We start from the raw sequence: 13146 nt of genomic DNA, 5'->3' as shown, positions 1-13146 counted from the left end.
AGCGGTTTAGTGGCCGAAGGAGACGTCATGCGAAGGTACTGGGCAGGGTTGGCCGTGGTGGCCACGATGGTAGCCGGGGGTTGCGGGCTGGGCGAGCAGGAGCCGCAGGCGGCGGCGCCGAGCGCGAACGCCACGGGAGAGGTGAAGGGCAAGGTCAGCCTGCAGACGTGGGCGCTCAAGCCCAAGTTCACCACGTACGTGCAGGGCGTCATCGACGCCTTCGAGAAGAAGTACCCCGGCGTCCAGGTCGAATGGCTCGACCAGCCCGCCGACGCCTACTCCGAGAAGGTGCTGAGCCAGGCCGCCAGCGGCACCCTGCCCGACGTCACCAACCTCCCGCCGGACTTCGCGCTCCCGCTGGTCAAGCAGGGCATGCTGCTCGACGTCTCCCAGGCTGACAAGAAGCTGTCCGACGAGTACGTCGCCGGAGGCGTCGACGCCTACACCTTCCGCGGCTACCAGGGCGTCTTCGGCTACCCGTGGTACCTCAACACGGACGTCAACTACTGGAACTCCGAGCTGATGACCAAGTACGGCCTCGACCCGAAGAAGCCGCCGGCCACCTTCGACGAGCTCGTCGCCCAGGCCAGGACCGTCAAGGAGAAGTCCGGCGGCAAGGTCTACCTGATGAGCCGCAGGCCCGAGCTCGGCGACCTGGCCGACGCCGGGGTGAAGCTGATGGCCGACGACGGCAAGAGCTTCACCTTCAACACGCCGGAGGCCGCCGCGCTGCTCGACAAGTACCGCGACGCCTTCAAGGAGGGCCTGCTGCCGCGTGACGTGCTGACCGACTCGTACGCGGGCAACGCCAAGCTGTTCAACGAGGGCACGGTGGCCTGGACGACCGCCGGTGCCAATCACATCACCAGCCTGGCCGTCGACAACCCGACGCTCGCGCCCAAGGTGGTGCCCTCGACCGCGATGGGCGCGCCGCCGCTGTACGTGCAGGGCCTGTCGGTCTCCAAGCAGACCAAGAACGCGCCCGCGGCCATCGCCCTGGCCCGCTGGGTGACCAGCCCGGAGAACCAGGCGGCCTTCGCCCACCTGGTGAGCATCTTCCCGAGCACCAAGGCCTCGGCCAACGACCCGTTCTTCAGCAAGAGCGACGGCACCAACGCCGGTGACGCCAAGGTCATCGCGTTCGCCTCGCTCGCGCAGGCCAAGATCAAGCAGCCGGTCGAGGTCACCGACGCGATGAGCAAGTTCATCAGACAGCAGATCGCGCTCGCGATCAGCGGGGAGATCTCCTCCAAGGAGGCCCTCGACGCCGCCAAGGCCAAGTGCGACGAGCTCCTCAAGAACTGATGACCCATCGACGCTGGTTCACACCCTGGCTGCTGGTGGCGCCCGCCGCGCTCTGGTTGTTCGTGTTCAACGTCTGGCCGTCGATCAACACGGTGGTCCTGGCGTTCACCAACGCCAAACCGCTGGGCGGCGGGCGCTTCACCGGCCTGGCGAACTTCGAGCGGGTGCTGGACGACGACCAGCTCGCCGACGCGCTGCTCAACAGCATCGTGTTCATGCTGGTCTGCCTGCCGGTGCTGACGATGCTGCCGCTGCTGATCGCGATCCTGGTGGAGAAGAAGCTGCCCGGCATCATGTTCTTCCGCACGGCCTTCTACACCCCCGTGGTGGCCTCCGCCGTGGTGGTCGCGCTGATCTGGGGCTGGATGCTCAACGACCGCGGCCTGGTGAACGGCTTCGCGCAGTGGCTCGGCGTCATCGCGGCGCCAGTGCCGTTCCTGACCGATCGGTGGCTGCTGCTGTTCAGCGCGATCAGCCTGACCATCTGGAAGGGGCTCGGCTACTACATGATCATCTATCTGTCGGCTCTCGGGAACGTCAGGCGTGAGCTGCACGAGGCCGCCGCGGTCGACGGCGCGGGCCCGGTGCGCCGGTTCTGGAGCGTCACCGTGCCCGGCGTCCGCAACACGATGCTCCTGGTCTCGGTGCTGGTCTCGGTCTCCGCGCTCAGGGTCTTCTCCGAGCTCTACGTGCTCTCGAACGGCACCGGCGGCCCCGGAGGCCGTGACATGTCGGTCGTGATGCTCATCCAGATGTACAGCCGCGGCTTCAACGGCCATCTCGGCTACGCCTCGGCGCTCAGCATCGTCCTGCTGGTCATCACGATCGGCCCGATGCTCCTGCTCCTGCGGCTCAACAGGAAGGCGGCCTGAGGTGGCGACGCATGCCAGGCCGGCCCGGCGCGGCGGCTTCAACACGATCACCACCGGCGAGAAGGTCCTGCGTTACACGCTGCTGCTGTTCGTGCTGGTGCTGACGGTCGCCCCGTTCCTGTGGCAGCTGTCCACCTCGCTGAAGAGCGTGACCGAGGACATCTACACGCAGACGCCGAGCTTCCTGCCCCAGCAGCCGACGCTCGACAACTACGCCAAGGTGGCCGACACCATCCCCGTGTGGTCCTACGCCGTCAACTCGCTGATCGTGGCCGCCATCGTGATCACGGGGAACGCCGTCGGCGCCACCATCGCCGGATACGCCCTGGCCAAGCTCCGCTTCAGGGGCGCCAAGCTGCTGCTGGGCCTCTTTCTGGCGACGCTCGTGCTGCCCGGCGAGGTGACGATCATCTCCCAGTACGTCACCGTCCGCAGCCTCGGCCTGGCCGACACCCTCCTGGGCGTGGCCCTGCCGGGCGCCATCGGCATGCTCAACGTCCTGCTGATGCGGACCGCGTTCCAGGCGATCCCCCCGGAGATGGACGAGGCCGCCATCATCGACGGCGCGACGGCCTGGCAACGGCTGCGCCACATCGGCCTGCCGAACGTGCGCGGCATGCTCAGCGTCATCACCATCTTCGCCTTCATCGGCGCCTGGGATGATTTCCTCTGGCCCCTCATCGTCCTGACCAACCCCGAGAACTACACCCTCACCGTCGGCCTGCAGTACCTCAACGGCACGTTCACCTCCAACCCCCGGCTCATCGCGGCCGGCACGATGATCTCCTTCGTGCCGATCGTGATCGTGTTCGCGTCCCTCCAGCGATTCTTCTTCAGAGGCGTCGAAGAAGGCGCGATCAAGGGATGACGGTCCACCTCACCAGGGAGTACCCCCATGCATGACGACCGCGATCTGGTCGAAGCCCGCCTCAAGCGCGTCCTCGACGAGCGCATCCGCCCGGCCGTCTACCCCGCCTCGGTGCCGCTCGACGTGGCCGTCTGGCACGCGCCCGGCGAGCCCGTCCCGGTCGCCGAGGGGCTGTCGGCCGTACCCGAGTCCATCGCGGTCGGCGACCAGTGGGGCGCTCCCTGGGGCACCAGCTGGTTCACCGTCACCGGCACGGTGCCGGTGGAGTGGGCGGGCAGGAGCGTCGAGGCCATCCTCGACCTCGGGTTCGACGAGAACATGCCCGGCTTCCAGTGCGAGGGCCTCGTCTACCGTCCCGACGGCACGCCGGTGAAGGGGCTCAACCCGCGCAACCAGTGGATCCGCGTCGGCGCGCCCGTCGAGGGCGGCGAGGAGGTACGGCTGCACATCGAGGCGGCGTCCAATCCCGTCATCCTCGACTACCACCCCTTCCTGCCGACCACGCTCGGCGACAAGGAGACGGCGGGCAGCGCGCCGCAGTACCGGCTGGCCCGCATGGACCTGGCCGTCTTCGACGAGACCGTCTGGCAGCTGGTGATCGACCTGGAGGTGCTCGGCGAGCTGATGCGGGAGCTGCCGGTCGACGGCGCCCGCCGCTGGGAGATCCTGCGCGCCGTCGACAAGGCGCTCGACGCGGTCGACCTGCAGGACGTGAACGGCACCGCGGCCGCCGCCCGCGAACGGCTCGCCGGAGTCCTTTCCACGCCCGCGCAGCCGTCCGCGCACCGGATCAGCGCCGTCGGCCACGCCCACATCGACTCGGCCTGGCTCTGGCCGCTGCGCGAGACCGTCCGCAAGGTGGCCCGCACCACCTCCAACATGACCGCGCTGCTGGAGGACGAGCCCGACTTCGTCTTCGCCATGTCGCAGGCGCAGCAGTGGGCCTGGGTGAAGGAGCACCGGCCCGAGGTCTGGGCCAGGGTGACCAAGGCGGTGGCCGCCGGACGTTTCGTTCCCACCGGCGGCATGTGGGTGGAATCCGACACCAACATGCCGGGCTCCGAGGCGATGGCCCGCCAGTTCGTGCACGGCAAGCGGTTCTTCCTGGACGAGTTCGGCATCGAGAACGACGAGGTGTGGCTGCCCGACACGTTCGGCTTCGCGGCAGGCCTGCCCCAGATCATCAAGGCCGCGGGATCGAAGCGGCTGCTCACCCAGAAGATCTCGTGGAGCCAGACCAACAAGTTCCCGCACCACACCTTCCTGTGGGAGGGCATCGACGGCACCCGGATCTTCACCCACTTCCCGCCCGTCGACACCTACAACTGCTCGATGAAGGGCAGCGAGATCGCCCACGCGGCGCGCAACTTCAAGGACAAGGGCGTCGCCCGGCACTCCCTCGCCCCCACCGGCTGGGGCGACGGCGGCGGCGGCACCACCCGCGAGATGGTCGCCAAGGCGGCCAGGATGCGGGACCTGGAGGGCTCGGCCACCGTCACCTGGGAGACGCCCGCCGACTTCTTCGCCAAGGCCGAGGCCGAATACCCCAACCCGCCCGTCTGGGTCGGCGAGCTCTACCTCGAACTGCACCGCGCCACGCTCACCAGCCAGGCCAAGACCAAGCAGGGCAACCGGCGCAGCGAGTCGCTGCTGCGCGAGGCCGAGCTGTGGGCCGCGACCGCCGCCGTCAGGGCCGGGCACCCGTACCCGCACGAGCAGCTCGACCGCATCTGGAAGACGGTGCTGCTCCACCAGTTCCACGACATCCTGCCCGGCTCGTCCATCGCCTGGGTGCACCGCGAGGCCGAGAAGACGTACGCGGCCGTGGCGGAGGAACTGAACGGCATCATCGACGCGGCGCAGCGCGCCCTGGCCGGTGAGCCCGCGGCCGGAACGCGGCTCGTCTTCAACGCCGCCCCGCACACCCGCCGCGGCGTCAGCGCGGGCGGCGCCCGCGCCGTTCCCGCCGACGGCGGCACCGACCTCCGACCTCGGGACGGAGGCGGATACGTCCTCGACAACGGTCTGCTCCGCGTGGAGATCGACGGGGACGGCCTCGTCAGGTCGGTCCACGACCTGACCGCCGACCGCGAGACCGTCGCCCCCGGCCAGGCGGCGAACCTGCTGCAGATCCACCCCGACTTCCCGAACATGTGGGACGCCTGGGACGTCGACGAGTTCTACCGCAACACCGTCACCGACCTGGTGGCCGCCGACGAGGTGACACCAGGCGCGACGCCCGGCTCGGTGCGCGTGACGCGCTCGTTCGGCCACTCGAAGGTGACCCAGGAGCTCAGCCTGCCGCCCGGAGCCAAGCGGCTCGACATCACGACCGAGGTCGACTGGCACGAGACCGAGAAGTTCCTCAAACTGGCCTTCCCGCTGGACGTGCACGCCGAGCGGTACGCCGCCGAGAGCCAGTACGGCCACGCCCACCGGGCCACCCACACGAACACGAGCTGGGAGGCGGCCAAGTTCGAGGCGTGCAACCACCGCTTCGTGCACCTGGAGGAGCCCGGCTGGGGCGTCGCCCTGGTCACCGACTCCACCTACGGCCACGACGTGACCCGCACGGTCCGCGCCACCGACTCGGGGACGACCACCACGCTGCGGGCCTCGCTGCTACGCGCCCCCCGCTTCCCCGACCCCGAGACCGACCAGGGCGTGCACCGGTTCCGGCACGCGCTCGTGCCGGGCGCGACGATCGGCGACGCGGTCCGCGAGGGATACTTCATCAACCTGCCCGAGCGGACGCTGCCCGGTGCCGCCGAGGTCGCCCCGCTGGTCACGATCGACAACGAGGCGGTGGTGGTGACCGCGGTCAAGCTGGCCGACGACGGGAGCGGCGATGTGATCGTACGGTTCCACGAGGCGCACGGCGGCAGGGCACGGGCGACGCTGACGGCAGGCTTCCCGATCACCGGCGTCACGGCGACGGACCTGCTGGAGCGGCCGATCGCCGAGCGGCGGCACGAGGGGGACACGGTGTCCCTGCGGCTGCGGCCGTTCGAGCTGGTCACCCTGCGCCTGACCCGCTAACCGCGAGCCCCTCGGGCTCGGGATACCTCGGCCCTTCGGAGACGCCAGGTTGCTGAGACGCGGAGGCCCCCGGACACCGACAACCGGTGTGCGGGGGCCTGTGCGTCTCTCGCCAGCTAGTCCTTCGGGTTGCGGCTCGGCCGCAGGAGGGCCTCGGCCAGGGCGAGCATCGTCTCCTCCAGTGCGCCGAGCCGCTTGGTCAGGTCGGTCGTGGCCGGCTCGACGATGCCCGTGACGCTCTCGGCCAGTTCCACCCGGTCGGGGCGGGCGGCGACGGCGTCGGCAAGGGTGGCGGCAGCGGCGGTCAGCCGCTCGTCGATGGCGTCGAGGCGCTTGACGTGCGCGATCGTCTGGGTGTCGAGCAGCTCGCCGACCCGCTCGCTGATGCCGAGCGTGACGGGCAGCTGACCCACCCGCTGGTTGACGGCCTCCACGCGGTCGTCGATGGCCTCCAGGTGCTCGCCCGCCTTGTCGGCGGTGGTGGACAGGCCGGTGAGCGTGGCGTCGACGCCGTCGAACCTGGTGACGACCCGCTCCTCGACCTCGGCCAGCCGCTCGTCGAGTGTGTCGAGGTGGGTGTCGAGGTCGTTGAAGCGCCCCTCGGTGCGGGTGGCGGTCTCGGCGAGCTGACCGGCCGCGCCCGCCATGCGTTCGTCGAGCGCGGTGAACCGGCCGTCGACGCGCCCGTCGAGCCCGTCGAAGCGGTCGTCGTGGCGGCCCAGGTGGCCGTCGAGGGTGCCGAGCCGCTGGTCGACGCCGACGAGACGGGAGTCGAGCCCGCCGAGGCGGCCGTCGATGCCGTCGAGCCGGGTGTCGATGTCGGCCAGGCACTCGTCGGCGGTCTCGATGCGGCCGTCGACGCTGGTCAGCCGGTTGTCGACGGCGATGAGCCGGCCGTCGACGCGGTCGACCCTGCTGTCGACGCCGTCGAGGCGGCCCGTGAGGTGGGTCTCGGCGGTGTCGACCTTGGCGGCGACCTCCTCGATCGCTGCCGACAGCAGCTCGGTCGAGGCGGCCAGCGACCCGTCGACCGCCTTGAGCTTCGCCTCGAACATCTCCGGCATGCCCTTGACGCCGCTCTCGATGCGGTCGGTGCGGGAGGTGAGCTCGGCCATGGACTTGTCGAGCCTGGTGAAGCGGTTGGCCGCGGCCTCCATGCTGGCGTTGAGCTGGCCGAGCTTGCTGGTGAAGTCGCCGAGGCGCTTGGCGATGCCGTCGGTGCTCGTGATGACCGACTCGATCCGCCTGAGCGCCTCGTCGAGGCTCTCGCTCACGGTGCCGACATCGGCCCGGAGGCTGGGCAGCTCGGACACCGGCTTGACCCGCTCGCCGACCGACTCGACGCGGGCGTCGACGGTGCCGACCTGCTCGCCGACGGCGTCGACGTGGTCGCGCACCGCCTCCACGTGCTGGGCCAGCCCCTCCGCCCACGACGGCGGCCTGGTGGTGATCTCGTCGAGGCGGCCGCTCACCGTCTCGAGCGTGCCGGTGAGGCCGCCGAGCTCGCGCTCCCTGACCTCGCGCAGCAGCCACTCCATGCCCTCAAGCCGCTGGCGGATCTCGTCGAGCACCGCGCCCTGGGTTCGCTGCTCGTAGACGTGGTCCTGGGCGGCCCGCGCGAGCAGCTCGCGCATCCTGTCGGAGATGGCGGTCTGGCTGCCTGCCTGGAGAAGGGTGGTGTGGTTGGAGTGATCCACCGATAGCTCCTTCACTCGCCGACGGCCTGCCGCACAGCGGTGGGTATTCAGAATCGTTAGGGGAAACTCCCGTCCGGCCACCTTAGTAGCTCGATCAAGATCTTTCGGCGCCGACTTTAAAAGATCGTAATTATCAATGGAACGCCCCGATTTGTCATTTGCCCAGTTCGAGCGGGGTGCAGATAAGCATGGAAGGGTGGTCCGCGATTCGGGTCAGAATGACTACCGCGGATTTGTCGCCGGACAGTCGCAAATTGCGCCGCAAGCGTTCGATGTCGACCGCCGAGGCGCGTTTCTTGATAGTCACGTTTCCGACCTGGCGGGCACGGAGTGCGGCTCTCAGTTTTTTGACGGAGAACGGCATGACTTCGTCCACCTCGTACCCGGACGCCCATGCGGTGTCGACGGCATCGTCGCCGGTGATGTAGGCGATCATCGGGTCGGCCAGCCGTCCGTTGACCATCGCGGCCACCTCGGCGACCAGATGCGCCCGGATCGCCGCCCCGTCGGGCTCGTAGACGTAGCGCCCCATCGGGCCGACGGGGGCCTGCGCGCCAGTGGCGGTGAGCGTGCTCCCGCCGGGCAGCAGCGTCGCCCTCCTGCTGAACCCTCCGCTGTCGGTAAGGCCCGCAGCGGTACGGCCTGCGTCGCCGTCGGCACGGCCCGCGTCGGTACGGCCCGCGTCGGTACGGTCTGCGGTGGCCGGGCTCGCGGGACCGGCCTGCCGTACCGACGGCTGCTCGACGCCCGCCAGCGCGCCCGTCCACAGCGCGACCTCCTTGACCTCCCCCTTGAAGGAGACCCACTCGGCCTCGGCGCCCTCGGGCACGAACTCGTAGGGGATCCCCGGCGCGACCTTCAGGCACGCGGCGGGCGCTCGGTCGAGCAGGTCGAGGACGACGGGCCAGGCGGGGGAGTAGGCGTTCGGGTCGAAGGTCCTGCCTTTGGCGGTACGGCGGGCCGGATCGGCGAACAGGACGTCGTAGTCCTCGGGGATGACCGTGGCGGCGTCGGCCGTACGAACTGTGACCCTGTCGGACAGCCCCAGCGCGTCGGCGTTGGCCAGCGCGACCGCGACGGTCAGCGGGTCGGTGTCGACCGCGTCCACGAGGCAGCCCGCGCGAGCCAGCGCGATGAGATCGCCGCCGATGCCGCAGCACACGTCGACCACCCGCAGCCCCGCACACCCGGGCGCACCCGCCCACCCGCCCGCGACTCCGCCCGGCGAAGGGGCCTCATCGGGTGGGGGTCGAAGACCGAGGGGCTCTCCGGGGGTCTCTTGGGGCGAGGCCTGAAGAGCGAGGGTTTCGTCGGACGAGGAGGAAGGGCGGCCGATGAGGTGGGCGAGCCTGCGGGCGCGATGGTCGGCGACCTCCCGCCGGGTCGCCTGCTCGACGCCGTGGGGCGTGAAGTACATCAGCGCCGCGTCGCCACCGAACTTCGCCCTGCCCCGCTCCCTCAGCCTGGCCTGCGTGAGGGCGGCGGAGGTGAGGGCGGCGTCGTAGGTCTTGCGCAACCTGGTCGCGGCCACGACCGGATCGGCCTTCGCCAGCTCGACCGCCTCGGCGAGGGCCTTCTGCCCGCGCGGTGTCAGGAGTTCGAGGAAGGCGTCGTGGTCCACGCCATACGACGTTAGTGCAGGGCGTTGAGCATCGGTCAGCCGGCGAGCAGGTCATCCCTTGCCGTGCAGGGTTCCGTGTCGTCGAGGGAGAGGAGGAGTTTGCCGAGGAGGTCGCGGAGGGCGGACTGTTCGTCGGGCGAGAGCCCCGACAGCAGCGCGCGCTCGGTGGTGTCGCGGCCGTCGAACAGGCCGGTGACCAGGTGGCGTCCCGTCTCGGTCAGTGTGACGATGATCATGCGACGGTTGCCGGGGGCGGGATCGCGGGTGACCAGGCCCTTGGCGACGAGCCGGTCGATGCGGTTGGTTCCGGCGCCGGGGCTGAGCAGGAGCGCGCTGGACAGGTCCTTCATGCAGGAGTTGCCGCCGGCCCTGTGCAGCGTGGCCAGCACGTCGAACTCCCATGATTCCAGCCCGTGCGCGCTGAAGTGCTCCTTGAGGCCCCGTTCGAGCAGCCGGGAGGCACGGACCAGGCGGGCGACGACGTCGGTGGGCTGGTCTGATTCCATGACGGGAATGATATCAAACACTTCGATATTGAAGTCTTCAGTGGCGCGTGTTAGTGTCCACGCAAGATTTTGATATCGAAACTTTTGAGGTGGTAACGATGAAGGTTCTGGTGCTGGGCGCGACGGGGTACATCGGCGGCGCGGTCGTGGAGCGGCTGGTCGAGCGCGGCCACGAGGTGGCGGCCCTCGTACGGCAGCAGCGCGAGATCGAGGGCGTCAAGGACGTCCGCACGGGCGACCTGGCCGACCTCGGCTCGCTGAAGGCCGCCGTCACCGACGACATCGACGCGATCGTCCACGCGGCGGTCCTCACCGGTGACAAGGCGCATGACCTGGCGTCCGTCGAGGCGCTGGGCAAGCCGATCGTCTACGTCAGCGGCGTGTGGGTGCTCGGCCCGACGCGGGACGGCCAGGAGGACAGCCCCGTGAACCCGGTAGCGATCGTCGGCGACCGGCCGGAGGTCGAGCAGGCCGTGCTCGGCAGGGGCGGGATCGTGGTCAGGCCCGGCGTGGTCCACGGGCGGGGCGCGGGCATCGTCTCGCTCCTGGTCGGGCAGGCGGCCGAGCGCGGGGTCGGCGCCTACGTGGTGGGCGAGGACAAGACTCCGACGTGGACGTTCGTGCACGTGGACGACCTGGCCGACCTCATCGTGACCGCAGTCGAGAAGGGGCGGCCGGGGGCGGTCTACCACGGGGTCGCCGAGGAGGCCGTGTCCGTGGCCGAGATCGCGAGGGCCGCGTCGAAGGTGGCGGGCGTGCGGGAGGGCGCCGAGCCGTGGCCGGTCGAGGAGGCGGCCCAGGTGTTCGGCGGGCCGTTCGCCGAGGCTCTCGCGCTCAGCCAGCGCGCGGGCGCCCGCCGTACCAAGGAAGAACTGGGGTGGGAGCCGGGCAGGCCCGGCGCGCTGGCGGACCTCGCCGAGGGCTCCTACGTATCCGCTCTGAGCTGAGCAGCGCGGTTCGTGTTGACGGGCAAGGCCTGCTTGCATACTGTTTCGTTTTGGCACTCTCACCTTGAGAGTGCCAACGTGCGACGAGGTTGGTCTGACACCCGCGACGGCAGGCCCAGCTGGTCGCCTCTTCTAGATCATTCAAATCTGAAGGGGAGGTCCGATCGTGACGACCGCCACTAAGGTTCCCGTTAAGCCGCTCGGCGACCGCATCGTGGTCCAGCCGCTTGAGGCCGAGCAGACCACCGCTTCCGGCCTGGTCATCCCGGACACCGCCAAGGAGAAGCCGCAGGAGGGCAAGGTCCTCGCGGTGGGCCCCGGCAACTGGGACGAGGACGGCGACAAGCGGATTCCGCTCGACGTCAGCGAGGGCGACATCGTCCTCTACAGCAAGTACGGCGGCACCGAGGTCAAGTACGGCGGCGAGGAGTACCTCGTGCTCTCCGCCCGTGACGTTCTCGCCATCATCGAGAAGTAAGCCGTGAGAAAGCCCCGGGCCCGCAAGTGCCCGGGGCTTTCTACGCTGAGAGGACTTTTCCCATGCCGAAGATCCTGGAGTTCGAAGAGGACGCGCGGCGCGCGCTCGAGCGCGGCGTCAACGCCCTCGCGGACGCAGTGAAGGTGACCCTCGGCCCGCGCGGCCGCAACGTGGTCATCGACAAGAAGTTCGGTGCGCCGACGATCACCAACGACGGTGTCACCATCGCCCGCGAGGTCGAGCTCGAGGCGCCGTACGAGAACCTCGGCGCCCAGCTCGCCAAGGAAGTGGCGACCAAGACCAACGACGTCGCGGGTGACGGCACCACCACCGCGACCGTCCTGGCCCAGGCGATGGTCCGCGAGGGCCTGCGCAACGTGGCGGCGGGCGCTTCCCCGCTGTCGCTCAAGCGCGGCATCGACCTGGCCGCCAAGGCCGTCAGCGACAAGCTGCTGGCCGTCGCGCGCCCCGTCGAGGACAAGAAGGAGATCGCCAATGTCGCGACGATCTCCGCACAGGACGCCAAGATCGGCGAGCTGATCGCCGAGGCGTTCGACAAGGTGGGCAAGGACGGTGTCATCACCGTCGAAGAGTCCAACGCCATGGGCATGGAGCTCGAGTTCACCGAGGGCATGCAGTTCGACAAGGGCTACCTGTCGGCCTACATGGTCACCGACCCCGAGCGCATGGAGTCGGTCCTCGAGGACCCGTACATCCTGATCCACCAGGGCAAGATCGCCTCCATCGCCGACTTCCTGCCGCTGCTGGAGAAGATCGCCCAGACCAAGCGGCAGCTGCTGGTCATCGCCGAGGACGTCGAGGGCGAGGCCCTGGCCGTCCTGGTGACCAACAAGATCCGCGGCACCTTCACCTCGGTGGCCGTCAAGGCCCCCGGCTTCGGTGACCGCCGCAAGGCCATGCTGCAGGACATCGCGATCCTGACCAACGGCCAGGTCGTCAGCGAGGAGATCGGCCTCAAGCTCGACCAGGTCGGCCTCGAGGTGCTCGGCACCGCCCGCCGCGTCGTCGTCACCAAGGACGCCACCACGATCGTGGACGGCGCCGGCGACGCGCAGGCGATCGAGGACCGCGTCAAGGAGATCAAGCTCGCCATCGAGCAGTCCGACTCCGACTGGGACCGCGAGAAGCTCCAGGAGCGCCTCGCCAAGCTGTCGGGCGGCGTCTGCGTGCTGCGCGTCGGCGCGGCCACCGAGGTGGAGCTCAAGGAGAAGAAGCACCGCCTCGAGGACGCGATCTCCGCCACCCGCGCCGCGATCGAGGAGGGCATCGTCTCCGGCGGTGGCTCCGCGCTGATCCATGTCTCCAAGGACCTGGACGACCTCGGTCTGTCCGGCGACGAGGCGACCGGTGTGGGCGTCGTCCGCCGCGCGCTGGTCGAGCCGGCCCGCTGGATCGCCGAGAACGCCGGTCTCGAGGGCTACGTCGTCACCCACAAGGTCTCCGAGCTGCCCGCCGGCCACGGCCTCAACGCCGCGACCGGCGAGTACGTGGACCTGGTGGCCGATGGCGTCATCGACCCCGTCAAGGTGACCCGCTCGGCCGTGCAGAACGCCGCGTCCATCGCCGGCATGCTGCTCACGACCGAGGCCCTCGTGGTGGACAAGCCCGAGGAGGAGGCCCCGGCCGCCGGTGGTCACGGCCACGGTCACGGCCACGGCCACTGACCTGGGTTGACCCGAAAAGGTCCGCGCTCCCATCCCGGGGGCGCGGACCTTTCGCGTTCTCGTCTGTACGGCAAGCACCCGATAGCCCACCGCGGGCACGTGGCCGGGGCCTGTCCTACCACGCCACC

At 69.6% G+C, this 13146-nt stretch carries 10 protein-coding genes; 7 read left to right on the top strand and 3 right to left on the bottom strand.

The features are described from left to right. Positions 1-27 precede the first annotated feature (27 nt). Genes ACFXJ8_RS01930 through ACFXJ8_RS01915 form a run of 4 tightly spaced genes read left to right on the top strand, consistent with a single transcriptional unit; the run spans position 28 to position 6084 of the window. On the top strand, positions 28-1305 hold the full coding sequence (locus ACFXJ8_RS01930) for an ABC transporter substrate-binding protein (protein WP_379641914.1): 1278 nt from the start codon (positions 28-30) through the stop codon (positions 1303-1305). Continuing rightward, complete coding sequence (locus tag ACFXJ8_RS01925) at positions 1305-2177, top strand: carbohydrate ABC transporter permease (protein ID WP_379641913.1); 873 nt, start codon at positions 1305-1307, stop codon at positions 2175-2177. The genes ACFXJ8_RS01930 and ACFXJ8_RS01925 overlap by 1 nt, the downstream gene beginning before the upstream one ends. A 1-nt stretch (position 2178) precedes the next feature. Beyond that, positions 2179-3045, top strand: coding sequence for a carbohydrate ABC transporter permease (locus ACFXJ8_RS01920; RefSeq protein WP_379641912.1), 867 nt, complete (start codon positions 2179-2181; stop codon positions 3043-3045). A gap of 27 nt (positions 3046-3072) precedes the next feature. Continuing rightward, on the top strand, positions 3073-6084 hold the full coding sequence (locus tag ACFXJ8_RS01915; protein ID WP_379641911.1) for an alpha-mannosidase: 3012 nt from the start codon (positions 3073-3075) through the stop codon (positions 6082-6084). Positions 6085-6200: 116 nt separating this feature from the next. On the opposite strand, the gene ACFXJ8_RS01910 is transcribed toward ACFXJ8_RS01915, so the two are convergent. From ACFXJ8_RS01910 to ACFXJ8_RS01900, 3 genes are all read right to left on the bottom strand, one after another. Then, a complete protein-coding gene (locus ACFXJ8_RS01910; protein ID WP_379641910.1) occupies positions 6201-7781 on the bottom strand; it encodes a hypothetical protein in 1581 nt (526 codons plus the stop codon). 154 nt (positions 7782-7935) lie between these two features. Then, positions 7936-9402 (bottom strand): SAM-dependent methyltransferase, encoded by a 1467-nt coding sequence (locus ACFXJ8_RS01905; RefSeq protein ID WP_379641909.1) that lies wholly within the window; start codon positions 9400-9402, stop codon positions 7936-7938. A 35-nt stretch (positions 9403-9437) separates the two neighbouring features. Next, positions 9438-9908, bottom strand: coding sequence for a MarR family winged helix-turn-helix transcriptional regulator (locus ACFXJ8_RS01900; RefSeq protein ID WP_379641908.1), 471 nt, complete (start codon positions 9906-9908; stop codon positions 9438-9440). Positions 9909-10006: 98 nt separating this feature from the next. Here ACFXJ8_RS01900 and ACFXJ8_RS01895 point away from each other — a divergent pair, with 98 nt between their 5' ends. The 3 genes from ACFXJ8_RS01895 to groL all read left to right on the top strand — a co-directional run bounded on the left by ACFXJ8_RS01895 (position 10007) and on the right by groL (position 13018). Next, complete coding sequence (locus tag ACFXJ8_RS01895; RefSeq protein WP_379641907.1) at positions 10007-10855, top strand: NAD-dependent epimerase/dehydratase family protein; 849 nt, start codon at positions 10007-10009, stop codon at positions 10853-10855. A gap of 163 nt (positions 10856-11018) precedes the next feature. Continuing rightward, a complete protein-coding gene (groES, locus tag ACFXJ8_RS01890; RefSeq protein ID WP_197093639.1) occupies positions 11019-11333 on the top strand; it encodes a co-chaperone GroES in 315 nt (104 codons plus the stop codon). 62 nt (positions 11334-11395) lie between these two features. Next, positions 11396-13018, top strand: coding sequence for a chaperonin GroEL (gene groL / locus ACFXJ8_RS01885; protein ID WP_379641906.1), 1623 nt, complete (start codon positions 11396-11398; stop codon positions 13016-13018). Positions 13019-13146: the final 128 nt, after the last annotated feature.

This window comes from Nonomuraea sp. NPDC059194, assembly GCF_042754765.1.
Taxonomy (GTDB): Bacteria; Actinomycetota; Actinomycetes; order Streptosporangiales; family Streptosporangiaceae; genus Nonomuraea.
This window is presented reverse-complemented; position numbering and strand designations above follow the sequence as displayed.